The sequence below is a fragment of the Amorphus orientalis genome, from assembly GCF_030814015.1.
Taxonomy (GTDB): Bacteria; Pseudomonadota; Alphaproteobacteria; order Rhizobiales; family Amorphaceae; genus Amorphus; species Amorphus orientalis.
Window position 1 is genome coordinate 1,227,641 of the sequence record NZ_JAUSUL010000002.1, and the last position, 15,804, is coordinate 1,243,444.

The 15,804-nt window shown below is 65.3% G+C and carries 12 protein-coding genes; 6 read left to right on the top strand and 6 right to left on the bottom strand.

Features of this window, described 5'->3' with window-relative positions; all coding sequences use genetic code 11:
* Positions 1–32: 32 nt before the first annotated feature.
* Genes J2S73_RS13485 through J2S73_RS13495 form a run of 3 tightly spaced genes read left to right on the top strand, consistent with a single transcriptional unit; the run spans position 33 to position 2,521 of the window.
* The gene (locus J2S73_RS13485) at positions 33–1,196 is read left to right on the top strand and encodes a trans-sulfuration enzyme family protein (protein ID WP_306886071.1); all 1,164 of its coding nucleotides are present in this window, start codon (positions 33–35) and stop codon (positions 1,194–1,196) included.
* Between the two features lie 59 nt (positions 1,197–1,255).
* Positions 1,256–2,128 (top strand): NAD(P)-dependent oxidoreductase, encoded by an 873-nt coding sequence (locus J2S73_RS13490; protein ID WP_306886072.1) that lies wholly within the window; start codon positions 1,256–1,258, stop codon positions 2,126–2,128.
* Positions 2,129–2,167: 39 nt separating this feature from the next.
* Complete coding sequence (locus tag J2S73_RS13495) at positions 2,168–2,521, top strand: DMT family protein (RefSeq protein WP_306886073.1); 354 nt, start codon at positions 2,168–2,170, stop codon at positions 2,519–2,521.
* A 58-nt stretch (positions 2,522–2,579) separates the two neighbouring features.
* Here the strand turns inward: J2S73_RS13495 and J2S73_RS13500 are convergent, their stop codons facing one another.
* From J2S73_RS13500 to J2S73_RS13520, 5 genes are all read right to left on the bottom strand, one after another.
* Positions 2,580–2,996 (bottom strand): NADH:ubiquinone oxidoreductase subunit NDUFA12, encoded by a 417-nt coding sequence (locus tag J2S73_RS13500; protein WP_306886074.1) that lies wholly within the window; start codon positions 2,994–2,996, stop codon positions 2,580–2,582.
* A gap of 211 nt (positions 2,997–3,207) precedes the next feature.
* Positions 3,208–4,407, bottom strand: coding sequence for a cytochrome P450 (locus J2S73_RS13505; protein WP_306886075.1), 1,200 nt, complete (start codon positions 4,405–4,407; stop codon positions 3,208–3,210).
* A 241-nt stretch (positions 4,408–4,648) separates the two neighbouring features.
* On the bottom strand, positions 4,649–6,265 hold the full coding sequence (locus J2S73_RS13510) for a peptide chain release factor 3 (RefSeq protein WP_306886076.1): 1,617 nt from the start codon (positions 6,263–6,265) through the stop codon (positions 4,649–4,651).
* 109 nt (positions 6,266–6,374) lie between these two features.
* On the bottom strand, positions 6,375–7,154 hold the full coding sequence (locus tag J2S73_RS13515) for a metallophosphoesterase family protein (RefSeq protein WP_306886077.1): 780 nt from the start codon (positions 7,152–7,154) through the stop codon (positions 6,375–6,377).
* Complete coding sequence (locus J2S73_RS13520; RefSeq protein ID WP_306886078.1) at positions 7,151–8,125, bottom strand: diacylglycerol/lipid kinase family protein; 975 nt, start codon at positions 8,123–8,125, stop codon at positions 7,151–7,153. The genes J2S73_RS13515 and J2S73_RS13520 overlap by 4 nt, the downstream gene beginning before the upstream one ends.
* A 443-nt stretch (positions 8,126–8,568) precedes the next feature.
* On the opposite strand from J2S73_RS13520, the gene J2S73_RS13525 reads away from it, so the two are divergent.
* From J2S73_RS13525 to tcmP, 3 genes are all read left to right on the top strand, one after another.
* A complete protein-coding gene (locus tag J2S73_RS13525; protein WP_306886079.1) occupies positions 8,569–12,294 on the top strand; it encodes a vitamin B12-dependent ribonucleotide reductase in 3,726 nt (1,241 codons plus the stop codon).
* Positions 12,295–12,509: 215 nt separating this feature from the next.
* Positions 12,510–13,337 carry a DUF5131 family protein gene (locus tag J2S73_RS13530; protein ID WP_306886080.1) on the top strand — a complete coding sequence of 276 codons (828 nt, stop codon included), beginning with the start codon at positions 12,510–12,512 and terminating at the stop codon, positions 13,335–13,337.
* A 33-nt stretch (positions 13,338–13,370) separates the two neighbouring features.
* Positions 13,371–14,240, top strand: coding sequence for a three-Cys-motif partner protein TcmP (gene tcmP, locus J2S73_RS13535; protein WP_306886081.1), 870 nt, complete (start codon positions 13,371–13,373; stop codon positions 14,238–14,240).
* 15 nt (positions 14,241–14,255) lie between these two features.
* On the opposite strand, the gene J2S73_RS13540 is transcribed toward tcmP, so the two are convergent.
* On the bottom strand, positions 14,256–15,335 hold the full coding sequence (locus J2S73_RS13540) for a DUF2806 domain-containing protein (protein WP_306886082.1): 1,080 nt from the start codon (positions 15,333–15,335) through the stop codon (positions 14,256–14,258).
* Positions 15,336–15,804 lie beyond the last annotated feature (469 nt).

Sequence of the window (15,804 nt, forward strand, 5' to 3'; positions counted from 1 at the left end):
CGGGGCTCCGGCGCCAAGCACAGGAACGCCCCATGTCCAAGGCCCGTGATCGCGGACCGCTCCATCCCGAAACCATCGCCGCCCAGGCGCTCGGCCGGATCGATCCGGCGACAGGCGGCGTCGTGCCTCCGCTGCAGCCGGCCACCACCTTCGCCCGCGAGCCCGACTACAGCCTGGTCCGGCCCGGCCACGTCTATGCGCGCGACGACGGTCCGACCGTGCGCGAGGCCGAAGATATCATCGCCGCCATGGAACACGGCGTCGCGGCGCGCATGTTCGCGTCCGGCATGGCCGCCATCGCCGCCCTGCTGCGCGCCGGAGCCACCGGCCCGATCGCCGTGCAGAAGGGTATCTATTACGGGACCCAGATCTTCGCGACGCGCACCCTGGCCGCCCACGGCGTCGAGATCCGCTGGTTCGACGGAAGCGACCTCGCCAGCCTCGCCGACGCACTGGCCGACGAGGCGGTCAAGCTGGTCTTTCTCGAAACCCCGTCCAATCCCTGGCTGACCGTCGTCGACATCACCGAGGCGGCCAACATCGCCCATCGCCACGGCGCAAAGGTCGCCGTCGATTCGACGGCCGCCACCCCGATCCTGTCGACGCCCCTCACACTCGGTGCGGACTTCGTCGTCCATTCGGCAACCAAATCCCTGAATGGCCATTCCGACGTTCTGGCCGGCGTGATCGTCGCCGGGAACACGGACGAGGCCATGTGGGAAGCCATCTGCCGCGAGCGCCACGATGCCGGCGCGGTTCTGGGCGCCTTCGAAGCCTGGCTGCTGATCCGCGGCATGCGCACGCTCGGGGTCCGGGTCAAGACGGCGTCGGCCAATGCAGGGGCGATCGCCGGCTATCTCGCCGGACACAAGGGAGTGGAGGTGGTGCGCTATCCGGGCCTCATCGACCATCCCGGTCACGCCATCGCCCGGCGCCAGATGCCCGGGGGGTACGGCAGCCTCCTGTCGTTCGATGTGGTCGGCGGCGCGGAGGCGGCCCTGGCTGTCGCAGGCCGGCTCGAGCACATCGTCCGCGCCACCTCGCTCGGCGGCGTGGAAAGCCTGATCGAACACCGCAAGTCGGTCGAAGATCCGATGTCCGGCGTGCCTGAGGGCCTGCTGCGGCTGTCCGTCGGGATCGAGAACGTGCAGGACCTGCTGGAGGATCTGGAGCAGGCGCTGGCGCCGCTTGCCTGAGCGGGCCGGCACTGAGACAAGAAGACTGGAACACTCGACGCACAAGGGGAGACGCGAGAATGGCCAAGGTCGCCTTCATCGGACTGGGAGTCATGGGCTATCCGATGGCCGGTCACCTGCGGACCCGTGGCGGTCACGACGTCACGGTCTACAACCGGACCTCCGCCAAGGCCGAGAAATGGGCCTCAGAGTTCGGCGGCACGGCAGCCCCCACCCCGCTCGAAGCGGCGGAGGCGGCGGAGTTCGTGTTCTGCTGCGTCGGCAACGACGATGATCTGCGCGAGGTGACACTCGGCGACGACGGCGCCTTCCACGGCATGAAGGCCGGAACCGTCTTCATCGACAACACCACCGCATCGGCCGAGATCGCGCGCGAGCTCGCCAGCGCAGCGGACCAGCGCGGCTGCGCCTTCCTCGATGCGCCCGTTTCCGGCGGCCAGGCCGGCGCGGAGAACGGCCAGCTCACGGTGATGGTCGGCGGCGCGGCGGACGTGTTCGCGAAGGCGAAGCCGGTAATCGACTGCTACGCCAAGATGGTCGGCCACATGGGCGAGGCCGGCGCCGGCCAGCTTACCAAGATGGTCAACCAGATCTGCATCGCGGGCCTGGTCCAGGGCCTCTCCGAAGCGATCAACTTCGCCCAAAAGGCGGACCTGGACGTCGCGGCCGTCATCGACGTCATCTCCAAGGGCGCCGCCCAGTCGTGGCAGATGGAGAACCGCTGGCAGACGATGACGAAGGGCGAGTTCGATTTCGGCTTCGCCGTCGACTGGATGCGCAAGGATCTGGCGATCTGCCTGGCGGAAGCCAACCGCAACGGCGCCCAGCTCCCCGTTACCGCGCTGGTCGATCAGTTCTACGCCGACGTGCAGGCGATGGGCGGCAAGCGCTGGGACACGTCCAGCCTTATCGCCCGGCTGGACCGGGACTAGGACAGTCCGGACACGCCCCGGTCCGGCCGGAAAACACCAATGACGCTCTCTCCGTTTGCGATCAAATGGCTTCCGGTTCTTCTGCTGTGCCTGTCGAACGTCTTCATGACGTTCGCCTGGTACGGTCACCTGCGCTTCAAGGCGGCACCACTGCTGCTGGTGATCCTGATCGCCTGGGGCATCGCCTTCTTCGAGTATTGTCTGGCGGTCCCCGCCAACCGGATCGGGCACCGCTACTGGTCAGCGGCCGAACTGAAGACAATCCAGGAGGTTGTCACCCTCACGGTTTTCGCCGTTTTCTCGGTGACCTATCTCAAGGAATCACTGACCTGGAACCACGCGATCGGGTTCGCCCTGATCGCGATCGGAGCCGGCTTCGTGTTCAGGGGATAGATTGGCGCGCACGCGCCTTTGCCGGGCGCGCCATCATCTGCCCGACGGACGGCCGGGTCTACTGGCCGGGCGACCAGGCGTCGTAGTCGCCGGTGGCGTGCGGCCGGTGGGGATCCTCGTGGACGATCGAGCCCTTCGGGCGATAGGCGGCCGGCGTGCCGGTCATGTTCGGCTGGAACGGCTTTTCCCAGGACCGCGCAGTGTACGTCGTCTCGCTCGGCGCCGGCACGTCCTTGTGATGCATCCAGCCGTGCCATCCGGTCGGGATCTTGCTCGCCTCGGCGGCGCCGTTGAAGATCACCCAGCGGCGCTGGAAGCCGAGGGTCGGATCGATCTTGCCGCCCTTCGTGCGGTAGTAGCGATTGCCGAACTCGTCCTCGCCGACATACTCGCCCTTAAAATAGGTATGCACCCGGGTCCCAAGGGTCGCCGAGTTCCACCAGGTGAAAGCATCGAAAAACAGGCGTTTCCACACGGCTGAAGCCTCTGTCGCACGGTCGCTACCGCAGGGCCTGACGGCCCGCGCCTCGTCCGCACCGACATAGAGGCCGAGCGCGGTCGAGGCAAGAAATTCGCTGGCGGACTATGGCCACCAAGGCCGCCCCTGTCCAGCCGGCAGTCCGAGCGGCCCTTATACCGATGCCGCCGGACGTGTGGGCGCCTGGGCCGGACTGCGACCGCGGCCCTCAGGCCGAAGGCGCCGCCGACGGACGAACCGTCATGGGCAGCCGGGCATACCCCCGAAGCGTGTTGTTCCAGGCCCATTCCGGCTCCCCGACCTCGAAACCGTCGAGACGATCGAGCAGCGCGGTCAGGAGGGCGCTCATCTCCATCTTGGCCAGATGCAGCCCGGAGCAGGTGTGGATGCCGACCCCGAACGCGAGCTGGTCGCCCGCCTTCCGGGTGATGTCGAACGTGTCCGGATCGTCCCACTTGCGCTCGTCGCGATTCGCCGAGCCGTAGAGCACCAGCAACCTGTCCCCGGCCGGGACGGTGACGCCGTCGAAATCCGCGTCCTCCCGGACGTAGCGGCTGAACAGGCGGATCGGCGCCTCCATTCGCAGTGCCTCGTTGATTGCGCCGGGAACGAGCGATCGGTCCTGCTTCAGAAGCTGCCACTGCTCGGGGTGCTCGCCGAGAAGCCGCAGCAGATGGCCGGTGCCGAAAATCGTCGTGTCCAGGCTCGGCCCGATATATTCCCGCATCAGGCCTGGGCACTGATCGACGGGGACCTCGCCGCGCTCCGCCGCCGCGAACAGCCGGTCGGCCCAGCGCCCCGGCTTGAGACGACCCGGCACTGCTTCCGTCCGGCAGAATTCGTGGAGTTCGCGGATCTGTGGGATCGCCGCCTTGCCGCGCTCGTTCATCGGCCCCATCGCATCGAAGGTCGCCGCCGCCCAGCGCCGCATGGATTCCTTGCCGTTGTCGGGCAGACCGACCAGTTCGGAGACCACCGTCATCGGCAGGACTTCCGCCACGTCGGACATGCCGTCGACCTGCCCGCGCGCGCAGATATCGTCGACCAGCGCGCGGGCGCGGTCCTCGATTTCGTCCTTGATCTCCTTGAGCGCCTTGGGCAGCAGCGGCGCGGCGGTCACCCGGCGGATCTGCTCATGGAGCGGCGGATCGCTGGTCAGCGAATTTGCCCGTCCCGGACCCGATGTCGCCTCGTTGACGGCCGGGTCCATCGCCACGCCCTTGGCCGTGGTGAACGTGGTGTGGTCGCGCAGCACGCGCCGGACGTCCGCGTATCGCGGAATGCACCAGACGTCGTGAGCCGTGAGCCAGACCGCCGGGCCGCAATCGCGCAGCTCCCGGTAGGCCGGATACGGATTTTCCATGACCCGGATGTCGAACAGGTCGATATCGGATTCAGGTCGTGTCATCGGCGCCCCTCCCCACTGCACAAACTGCAGGCCTGCGCGGCAAATGCGCAGAAGGGAAAGTATCCGCGTGCGGGATTAATCCGACAACAACCTAAAATCGGATAAATTGATCAGACTTTGGAATAAATAAAATGACGCCGCCCCACGGCCTGACGGCGCCTTATTGGGCGACTGCGCGGCAGTCGCCCAAGCGGAACCGGCGAAAAATGCGGGCTTCCCGTCAGGAGATCCGCCTCCCGGCTCAGACCAGTTCCTTGGTGACGCCGAATGTCAGGTCCGGCCAGCGCTCGGCCGTGTAATTCAGCTCCCAGGCGCTCTTGGCCATATAGACGGGGCTCTCGTCGTTATCTTCGGCGATCTGGGAGGAGTTTTTCGAGATGAACTCCTCCACCTTGTCGCGCGGCCCGTGGATCCAGCGCGCGGCCGCGTAAGGCGAGCCCTCGAAGCCGATCTCGACCTTGTACTCCGCCTTGATGCGGTCGATCATCACGTCCAGCTGCAGCGCGCCGACGACGCCGACGATCCAGTCCGCGCCGAGCCGGGTCTTGAAGACCTGCGCCAGCCCCTCCTCCGACAGATCGTGCAGCGCGCGGCGGACCTGTTTCACCTTCATCGGATCGCCGGTGCGCACACGGCGCAGGATTTCCGGCGCGAAGCGCGGCAGTCCGGTCACCTTCACGTCGGTCCGTTCGCTGAGTGTATCGCCCACGCGGAGCGTGCCGTGGTTCGGGATGCCGAGAATATCGCCGGGAAAGGCCTCTTCTGCGATATCGCGGTCCTGGGCGAAGAAGAAGATCGGCGCCTGAACCGCCATCGACTTGCCGGTGCCGACCTGGTTCAGCTTCATGCCTCGCTTGAAGCGACCGGAGCAAATCCTTGTAAAGGCGATACGATCCCGATGGTTCGGGTCCATGTTCGCCTGGACCTTGAAGACGAACGCCGTGACCTTGTCCTCGGTCGGATCGACCGGCGCCGGCTCGGCCGGCTGGACGCGCGGCGGCGGCGCCCAGGCGCCGAGCCCGTCGAGCAGGTCGCCCACGCAGAAGTCGCGCAGGGCAGATCCGAAATAGACCGGGGTCAGATGGCCTTCCCGGTAGGCGACCGGATCGACCGGCGACAACGCGGTGGATGCCAGATCGGCCTCGGAGCGGAACTGCTCCATCAGCGCGGGATCGCCGACCAGATCGTCCAGCTTGGGATCCATGATCCCGTTGACCCGCTCCTCGGCATCGAAGGCGCCGGCGCCATCCTTCTTCGGCTTCAGGACCACATTGTCCCGCAGGTTGTAGCAGCCCTTGAACTGGGTCCCCATGCCGATCGGCCATGTGACGGGCGCGACGTCGAGCGCAAGTTTCTCGGAGATCTCGTCCATCAGCTCGAACGGATCCCGCCCTTCCCGATCCACCTTGTTGATGTAGGTGATGATCGGCACGTCGCGCAGGCGGCAGACCTCGAACAGTTTCAGGGTCTGGGACTCGATGCCCTTGGCCGCGTCGATGACCATGACCGCCGAATCGACCGCGGTGAGCGTCCGGTAGGTGTCCTCGGAAAAGTCCTCATGGCCCGGCGTGTCGAGCAGGTTGAACGTCACCCCGTCGCGCTGGAACGTCATCACCGAACTGGTCACGGAGATGCCGCGCTGCTGCTCGATCGCCATCCAGTCCGACTGGGTCCGGCGGCGCTCGCCGCGGGCACGCACCTGACCCGCCAGCCGGATCGCGCCGCCGAAATAGAGCAGCTTCTCCGTCAGCGTGGTCTTGCCGGCGTCGGGATGCGAGATGATCGCGAAGGTCCGCCGGTTCGCGATTTCGGCCTCGAGCGAGCCCGGAGCGGCTTTGCTCGCAAGCGCTTGGTCCATAAGGATCGATCCTTGCACATTGTGTCCGATGGCGGGTCTGCGGACGGAACTCGAGCTGGTCCGCGCCCGAAGGCCGGCATCGGTCCGTCCCACCGCCGGCCGGCGCCTGTCAGCCGACTTTCGAGTCCCGCCAGCCGTCACCCTCGAATATCCGCGAACGGATGTCGAGACGCTCACCGGTCAGGGTAATCAGGTTGTAGGCGTTCGGCTCGCCGCGCAGCCGGGTCGAAATTGCCGACCCCGCCTGAACCACCTTGAGCTCGCCAGTTTTTGTCACGTCCGAAGGCGTGACGACCCGGATATAGCCCCGATGCAGGTGCCCGGAAAGGATCAGCCGGACATGGGCGCGTCCGAAGGCCCTGAGCGCCAGGTCCGCACGCCCCACGAGCCGGGCGTCTGGATCGTCCTTAGGCGGCTGGAAGGGATGGTGGGCGACCACGATGCGCACCCGATCGTCGGGCGCCTCCGCAAAGGCGCCGATCGCCTTGCGAATCTGCGGCTTGTTGATTCGACCGTGAGCCCAGTTCCAGTGGAAGCCCATGCGCCGGGCGGTGTTCACGCCGGCGATCACGACCTGATCGTCGACGAAGACCGGCTCGGTCTCCTCCGCGATGAAGGCGCGGTAACTGCGGAAAGGATCGAGGAAACGTTCGATCAGCCGGTAAGGCGAAACATCGTGATTGCCCGGCACGGCGAACCAGGGGAGATCGAGCCCGTCGAGATAGTCACGTGCGGCCCTGAACTCCGAGCGATGCGCTCCCTGGGTCAGATCGCCGGACACGACGACCAGATCCGGCCCGTGGGCCTTCAGGTCCTGAGCAAGACTTGCGGCTGCGCGTTCGTCGATCCGGCCGAAATGCAGGTCGGAGATGTGGGCAAGAACCGTCATGAGCCCACCGATGCAACGGTCGCGGACGGGTCTGAAGGCTCAACCGCCGGCTCCATTTTGGGCACGATCACCTCCAGGGCGCCCGGATGGAGGCGATAGGTCAGCGGCGGCGTCAGCAAGAGCGTCTCTCCGTCATTCATCACACGGACCCGTTTGCGCCGTGCCGTGATTCGCACCGTGTCCTCCACCTCCAGACGCAACAGACGCTGGTCGTGGCGCCAGCGACCGAGCAGGACGGCGAGCATCAGCCCGAGGACCCGGAGCGGCGTCACGGGCTTCAGGGCGTAGACCACCAATTCGCCGGCATCGAGCGACGCACGGGTCATCACCTTGCCGACGCCTTCCTCGTAGTCGTTGACGGCGACCACCAGCGCCCGCGTCTCCACCGGGCGGCGATCCCCTCCGGTTTCGACCACAAGCCCCATCGCCGGATAGCGCCGGAGCGCCCGGATGCCGGCACGGACGAGATCCAGATAGCCACGACCGCTGGAGCGCCCGCGGAAGCCTTCGCGACGTTTTGCGAGCCGGGACGGCGCCCCAAGCATCGAGTTTCCGAGAAAATAGTGGCCGTTTACCTCGCCGACATCGATCAGGCGGGATCCGCCCTCCTCCACCAGCCGAACCGCCTTCGAAAGATCCATCGGCAGACCGACCTCGTGGGCCAAAACGTTCATGGTTCCCGCCGGGAGAATCGCAAGCTTCTTTGGGGTTCCCATCATCGCCTGGACGACCGCCATGACCGTTCCATCACCGCCTGCGACGGCGATGATCGGGGCATCGCTGGCCATCGCGGCCTCGATCTGCCGGTCCAGTTCGATGTCCGGGTCGGCAAAGTCCGCCTGGATCGCGGCGGCCTCGAAAAGTCCGCGCACATGCTGCCCGAAATTCGGGATGTCGAGACTGGCGCCCGCCCTCGGATTCACGACGACGAAGCAGCGCACGGTCGCCCCCTTATTTCGCTTGATTGTCACGAAACGTCAGGCAACGCGCGGAGTTCCGCCGCGGCCCCAAGGACGCATCGCGTGCGTCATCCCCACAATTCACAGGCAGCACAATATATATGGGGTCGGACAAGGGTCCGACACACTACCCGTTGACCGCTTCGTCGACTCGCCATACCTTCAAAATCATCGAACGGCGTCGACCGGTCGTCTTCATAGGAACCCCAGGAACCGCACAGTTTTTTAACAGGCGCCGGCGCGCAGCGTGCCGACGGGCGGGACAGGTGCGTGCCGATGAGATTTGATCGACGATTGCCGGCGAAAGCCCCTTAGTAACCCCATATTTAGTGTTTTCGGGTATAGTGCCCGACTAGATACGCGATTGGCGCCCGCTCGGAGGTCCCCCTTCGAGCGCGTCGAATGCCGAACCGGAACGACGTGCAAACGTCGGCGCAAGCAAGGACGATAGACAGATGCGGATCGAACGGCGCTACACCAAGGTGGGACAGTCGGCCTATGAGGGACTGGAGTTCCGCAAGGCAACCAGCGAGATCCGCAACCCGGACGGATCGATCGTGTTCCGCCTCGCCGACATCCAGGTGCCGGCGGCGTGGAGCCAGGTGGCCACCGACGTGCTGGCCCAGAAATATTTCCGCAAGGCCGGCGTTCCGGCCGTCCTGAAGCGCGTTGAGGAAAACAGCGTTCCGAGCTGGCTGTGGCGCTCCACCGCCGACGAGGCCGCGCTCGAGGCCCTTCCGGAAGACGAGCGCACCGGTCCGGAGATGGACGCCCGCCAGGTCTTCGACCGGCTCGCCGGCACCTGGACCTACTGGGGCTGGAAGGGCGGCTATTTCGACGGAGAGGACGACGCACGCGCCTTCTTCGACGAGCTGGCCTACATGCTCGCCACCCAGAAGGTCGCGCCGAACTCGCCGCAGTGGTTCAACACCGGCCTGCACTGGGCCTACGGCATCGACGGACCGAGCCAGGGTCACTTCTATGTCGACCATGAAACCGGCGAACTGACCCGCTCCAAGACCGCCTACGAGCACCCGCAGCCGCACGCCTGCTTCATCCAGTCCGTCCACGACGATCTGGTGAACGATTCCGGCATCATGGACCTCTGGGTCCGCGAGGCCCGCCTGTTCAAGTACGGCTCGGGCACCGGCTCCAACTTCTCCGAGCTGCGCGGTGAAGGCGAGCCGCTGTCGGGCGGCGGCCGCTCGTCGGGCCTGATGAGCTTCCTCCGGATCGGCGACCGCGCCGCCGGCGCCATCAAGTCCGGCGGCACCACCCGCCGCGCCGCCAAGATGGTCGTGGTCGACGCCGACCATCCCGACATCGAAGCCTATGTGGACTGGAAGGTGCGCGAGGAGCAGAAGGTCGCCGCCCTTGTGACCGGCTCCAAGACGGTCAAGAAGCACCTCCAGGCGATCATGAAGGCCTGCGTGAACTGCGAGGGCCCCGGCGAGGACTGCTATCTGCCGGAGAAGAACCCGGCCCTGAAGCGCGAAGTCCGTGCCGCCAAGAAGGCGATGGTGTCGGAGAACTACATCCGCCGCGTCATCCAGTTCGCGCGCCAGGGCTACACCGAGATCGAGTTCCCGACCTTCGACACCGACTGGGATTCCGAAGCCTATCTGACGGTCGCCGGCCAGAACTCCAACAACTCCGTCCGCGTCACCGACGACTTCCTGAACGCGGTCGAGGCCGACGGCGACTGGAACCTGATCCGCCGCACCGACGGCAAGGTCGCCCGGACCGTCAAGGCGAAGGATCTGTGGGAGAAGATCGGCCACGCCGCGTGGGCCTCGGCCGATCCCGGCATCCAGTTCCACACCACCATCAACGACTGGCACACCTGCCCGGCCGGCGGCGACATCCGCGCCTCCAATCCGTGCTCGGAGTACATGTTCCTGGACGACACGGCCTGCAATCTCGCCTCGGCGAACCTGCTGCAGTTCCGGGCCGAGGACGGCAGCTTCGACGTCGAAGCCTTCGAGCACGCGGTGCGGCTGTGGACGGTCGTGCTGGAAGTCTCGGTGATGATGGCGCAGTTCCCCTCGCCCGAGATCGCCCGGCTCTCCTACGACTACCGCACGCTGGGCCTCGGCTACGCCAACATCGGCGGCCTCTTGATGACCTCGGGCATCCCCTACGATTCCGATGAGGGCCGCGCGATCTGCGGCGCCATCACCGCGGTGATGACCGGCACGTCCTACGCGACGTCGGCGGAGATCGCCCGCGATCTCGGACCGTTCCCGGAATACGCCAAGAACCGGGCCGCGATGCTCCGCGTCATCCGCAACCACCGCCGCGCCGCCCATGGCGAGAGCGACGGCTACGAGCTCCTGCGCACCAATCCGGTGCCGCTCGACCACGCCTCGTGCCCGGACGAGAAACTGGTGGCGCACGCCCGCGCCGCCTGGGACCGGGCGCTCGACCTCGGCGAGCGCTACGGCTACCGCAACGCCCAGTCGACCGTGATCGCGCCGACCGGCACGATCGGTCTGGTCATGGACTGCGACACCACCGGCATCGAGCCCGACTTCGCGCTGGTGAAGTTCAAGAAGCTGGCCGGCGGCGGCTACTTCAAGATCATCAACCAGGCCGTGCCCCAGGCGCTGACGGCGCTCGGCTATTCCGAGAGCGAGATCGCCCACATCACCACCTACGCCGTCGGCAACGGCACGCTGGCCGGCTCCCCGGCGCTCGGCCACGACGCCCTCAAGGCGAAGGGCTTTACCGACGAGAAGATCGCCATCCTGGAGGGCGGCCTGAAGGCGGCCTTCGACATCCGCTTCGCCTTCACCAAGTGGTCGCTCGGCGAGGAGTTCCTGACCGGGACGCTGGGGATCGCGGCCGACAAGCTGGACGATCCGGAGTTCGACCTTCTCGGTGAGCTCGGCTTCTCCAAGGCCGAGATCGAGGCGGCGAACCTTTTTGTCTGCGGCGCCATGACGGTGGAAGGCGCCCCGCACCTGAAGGACGAGCACCTGGCCGTGTTCGACTGCGCCAACCCGTGCGGCCGGATCGGCAAGCGCTACCTGTCGGTCGGGAGCCACATCCACATGATGGCGGCGGCGCAGCCCTTCATCTCCGGCGCGATCTCCAAGACGATCAACATGCCGAACGACGCCTCCGTCGACGACTGCAAGGAGGCCTACATGACCTCCTGGCGGCTGGCGCTGAAGGCCAACGCGCTCTACCGGGACGGCTCCAAGCTGTCGCAGCCGCTGAACTCGCAGCTTCTCTCCGACGACGAGGACGAGGCGGAGGAAGAGGCCGAGGCGATGGCCGCCACCCAGCCGGCCCAGGCCCGTGCCCAGGTCGCGGCGGAGCGGATCGTCGAGCGCATCGTGGAACGGGCCGTGCGCGAGCGCGATCCGATGCCGAACCGGCGCAAAGGCTACACCCAGAAGGCCATCGTCGGCGGCCACAAGGTCTATCTGCGCACCGGCGAATACGATGACGGCCGCCTCGGCGAGATCTTCATCGACATGCACAAGGAAGGCGCCGCCTTCCGGGCGATGATGAACAACTTCGCCATCGCCATCTCGCTCGGCCTGCAGTACGGCGTGCCGCTGGAGGAGTTCGTCGACGCGTTCACCTTCACCCGGTTCGAGCCGGCCGGCATGGTCCAGGGCAACGAGGCGATCAAGAACGCGACCTCGATCCTCGACTACGTGTTCCGCGAGCTGGCGGTCTCCTATCTGAGCCGCCACGACCTCGCCCACGTCCAGCCGGACGACGGCGGCTCGACCACGATCGGGCGCGGCGTGGAGGGCGACAAGCCGCACAACCTGGCGCCGGTCTCCCACGGCCTCGTCCGCGGCCAGACCCAGCGCTTCCAGGTGGTCAAGGGCGAGCCGCGCGGCTCCGCCTCCGGCGGATCGACGGCCCACGCCACGGCGACGGTGACCGCGCTCCGTGCCGACGTGCACACCGCCTTCAGCCGGGATGTCGAAGAGGAGATCGTCGAGGACGACGAGACCGCCCTCACCCCGGCTGCAGCCGAAGGCATCACCGCCGGCCAGACCGCCAAGGAGAAGAAGGCGGCGGAGGCCAGCAAGGTCGCCCTCGCCCGTCTCCAGGGCTACGAGGGCGAGGCCTGCGGCGAGTGCGGCAACTTCACCATGGTGCGCAACGGCACCTGCCTGAAGTGCGACACCTGCGGCTCGACGAGCGGCTGCAGCTGATCAGGGGCTTTCGAGACTGAAAACGAACGGCCGGGCGGAAACGCCCGGCCGTTCTGCGTTTCGGGCAGGATTCGAACCTGCGACCTGCAACGCATAGCTTCGGTGCACACACTCCCACACGATGCCGACCCCGAAGATCCGGCGATCGGTCTGGAATTCAACGTTGTGGTCACCTCTTTGATTTAGGAGAATCCTCCCAACGAGGGAGATCAACGATGGCGGACCAGACCAAAATCGAATGGACGGATCGGACGTTTAATCCGTGGACCGGCTGCACCAAGATCAGCCCCGGCTGCGACAATTGCTATGCGGAAGCTTGGTCGAAACGGTCTGGCCATGTGCGCTGGGGCAACCACCCAAGGAAGCGGACAACAGAGGCTTACTGGCGGGCCCCGCTGGCCTGGCAGAAGGCCGCGCCGGAGTTCATCTCGACCCACGGCCGGCGGCCACGCGTGTTCTGCGCCTCGCTTGCGGACGTGTTCGACAACCAGGTCAATCCGGCGTGGCGCCTCGATCTCTTCGAACTGATCCGGAACACGCCGGATCTGGACTGGCAGCTTCTCACGAAGCGGCCGCAGAACATTGCGAAGATGCTGCCGTCGGACTGGGGGGCGCGTGGTTGGCCGAACGTTTGGCTGGGATTCACGGCAGAGGACCAGATGCGGTTCGATCAGCGGAAGCGGTTCATCGCCTCGATCCCAACCGCCGTATGGTTCGTATCCTACGAGCCGGCGATCGGCGCGCTCCGGATCGCCGATGACGACCCCGCACCCGATTGGCTCATCATCGGAGGCGAGAGTGGCGCCAACGCCCGGCCGATGAAGGCCGAATGGGTCGAGAACGCCCTGGAAGACTGCCGCCGGCGCGGCATTGCTCCCTTCTTCAAGCAGTGGGGCCAGTTCGAGAACAATCCGCTGACCGGAACCTGTAACCTTCCAAAGTCCGAATTGCAGCGCCTGGATCCTTATGGAAAAGGCGGCGGGCTCGTCGACGGCACCATCGTTCGTCAATTTCCTGTGCAGCCGAAGACATCGGCCGCTTGACCTGCGGTTGCGGCCGGGCCGTACTATTTCCCTATGGCTGACGACGAGAACCTGTTTGGTGAGCTGCCGGTCCAGCTCACCCCGCAACCCATCCTGGAATACGGGCTCGGCCGCGTATGGACACAACACAAGGCGGTCCTTATCGCGAAGTACATCTACCTTTTCACGATAATCACCCGGCACGGCGCTTACATCGACGGTTTCGCGGCGCCGAAGGAGGACCTTTCGGCGGGAAGTTGGGCGGCGAAGGCTGTTGCCGAGACCGAGCCTCGGCGTTTGCGCGAGCTGTTCTTCTGCGAGCTCAAGCCGAAGCGCGCGGCCCTGATTGATGAAATGATCGCCGAGCAGCCCGACCGGGAGAAACGGCACTATGAGGTGCTGCAGGGCGACTTCAACGTCCGCGTCCACGACATACTTGGATCCGGTCTGATACGGCCGAAGACGGCAACGTTCTGCCTGATCGACCAGTTTTCGATCGAGTGCCACTGGAGCACGCTCCAGGCCCTCGCCGACTATAAGCCAGCCGGCGAACGCAAGATCGAGCTGTTCTACTTTCTCGCGACGGGCTGGCTAGGACGAACACTGGATGCGCAAAAACGGAACTTGGATCGCCCGGCGCTCTGGTGGGGCGACGAAGGGTGGCAGAACCTGATCGGGGTCAATGGCGACAAAGTTGCGATCAGGATGTGCCAGCGATTCCGCGACGAACTCGGCTACCGGTTCGTCAAGCCCTATCCGATCTGGGAGCGCGACAAAGGAAAGGGCAGGGTCATGTTCCATATGATCCACGCCAGCGATCATCCGGCAGCTCACGGCCTAATGCAGCGGGCGCACCGGAACGTCACCCAAGCGCCAGAAACGCACGAACAGCTAGTGATGGATCTCCAGCACATCGAGCCGTGAGGAACGGGCGTGTGGTCAGCTATCCTTCGGCGGCCACACATCGAGCTTGCGAACCTCAGGGGTCAGGTCGGCAGGAGCCAGTTCAACGGTTCCAGGAATCAACCGGTATGTCTGGACCTGGTCGTGCCCAATTACGTCCCTCAGCATTTGAGCAAAAACGGCAGTGTTGCTCAGGTCGACGTCGCCAACGAGCTTAGATATTGCCTCGCCCGGCCGGGTGAACAGATGGACTGAAAACGACACCTGGTCACGTTGACCTTCTTCATCAACATGGAGGCCAAGGCTCCTCCTGTCTTCCGGTTTGATCATTCGGAGTGCCTCCAACTGAACTCCGAAAAACCCTTCGGCGCATCCGAAAACAACAACACTGGTCCCCGTGGAATCCTTCGTATTTAGGAACAGGGCCGTCTGAGCAAATCCCGTTGATTGAATGAGGCCCGCTGCGCCAAAATCGGCCAACAACTGTTGGTTATTTTCGACAAGGCAGTAGGGAACTCCGTTTCGTATGCGATTGCTCGCAAACATATTGAACTCACGGGCAATATCCGGATCAATTTCGTCGACGATCCGCAAAGCGGCAGGGCTAAAGGTGCCCGGTTCCCGAATCTCGGCAGCCAGCACGGCGGCCCACTTCTTTCGGAGTTCATCGGTAGAGGCCCGTTCGGCATGTGTCTCGATACGCCCGAGAAAATTCGGGTCCGGACTATCGTTTCCGGCTGAGACCTGTTCTTCCGTTGGTGGGCGGCTTCGGAGGTCCTCGATGGCCTCGAACAGCACCGCCTCCAGGTTTTCTTGCTGTCGAACCTCCTTCTGATATCGCCTGGCAAGCATGCGACCGACGAGCTGCGGGGAAGATTCAACCTGTTTTGCAAGTGCGTTTGTGTAGGCCTGCGAAAGGACCTCTTCTCTTTCTTGCTCGCGCTCGAATTCTGCAATCGCCTCAACATCCGACAGAGCTCGCCGCTGGAGCTTGCCAGCTCCAAGAAAATCAAGGGCAGAGACAATCCGGCTCCGGACTATTGCTTTAACACCGGTCGGAGTCGCTTCGACCGCTGCTTCAATCGGGCTGGCGAGTGGATCCTGCTTTTCTGGCATGCTTCATCTCCCAGGTCTCGATGTACGATGGTACCGACCGACACAGAAGCCCGACAATGGCCGACGCCGCTATTGAACAGGCAATCACGCCGGTCGGCGCTTCTCGCGCGTCCTGCCCCCTTCGAAACCCCTTCGACGTCGATCCTGAAGGCGGCTGGGAGACCGCAGGTGCGCCCGGCGACGGCGGAACCCCCTCTGGCGATCCGGATCGGGTGTGCTATGGCTAGGAGACGGAGCCGCCAATCGCGGCTCCGGAGTGGCCTCGACGACGCCTAAGACCGGCGCGGCCGAGGAGGTCCGCCCGCCGTCGCCTCGACATGGGCTGCAACGGATTGCGGCGCGCCGCCGATCGTCCACGCGCCCTCGGCGACCGGCTCGACCAGAACCGACGTCAGCTCGCGCTCCGCCGGCTCCTGATCGACGCCTTGCGCGACTAACGGCCCCGCCCGCTACCGCCCACCCCCAAAAG

What these genes read in the sequence shown, in the direction of transcription:
- J2S73_RS13485 (WP_306886071.1), top strand. Translation starts at nt 33, where the DNA reads ATGTCCAAGGCCCGTGATCGCGGACCGCTCCATCCCGAAACCATCGCC.
- J2S73_RS13490 (WP_306886072.1), top strand. Translation starts at nt 1,256, where the DNA reads ATGGCCAAGGTCGCCTTCATCGGACTGGGAGTCATGGGCTATCCGATG.
- J2S73_RS13495 (WP_306886073.1), top strand. Translation starts at nt 2,168, where the DNA reads ATGACGCTCTCTCCGTTTGCGATCAAATGGCTTCCGGTTCTTCTGCTG.
- J2S73_RS13505 (WP_306886075.1), bottom strand. Translation starts at nt 4,407, where the DNA reads ATGACACGACCTGAATCCGATATCGACCTGTTCGACATCCGGGTCATG.
- J2S73_RS13510 (WP_306886076.1), bottom strand. Translation starts at nt 6,265, where the DNA reads ATGGACCAAGCGCTTGCGAGCAAAGCCGCTCCGGGCTCGCTCGAGGCC.
- J2S73_RS13515 (WP_306886077.1), bottom strand. Translation starts at nt 7,154, where the DNA reads ATGACGGTTCTTGCCCACATCTCCGACCTGCATTTCGGCCGGATCGAC.
- J2S73_RS13525 (WP_306886079.1), top strand. Translation starts at nt 8,569, where the DNA reads ATGCGGATCGAACGGCGCTACACCAAGGTGGGACAGTCGGCCTATGAG.
- J2S73_RS13530 (WP_306886080.1), top strand. Translation starts at nt 12,510, where the DNA reads ATGGCGGACCAGACCAAAATCGAATGGACGGATCGGACGTTTAATCCG.
- tcmP (WP_306886081.1), top strand. Translation starts at nt 13,371, where the DNA reads ATGGCTGACGACGAGAACCTGTTTGGTGAGCTGCCGGTCCAGCTCACC.
- J2S73_RS13540 (WP_306886082.1), bottom strand. Translation starts at nt 15,335, where the DNA reads ATGCCAGAAAAGCAGGATCCACTCGCCAGCCCGATTGAAGCAGCGGTC.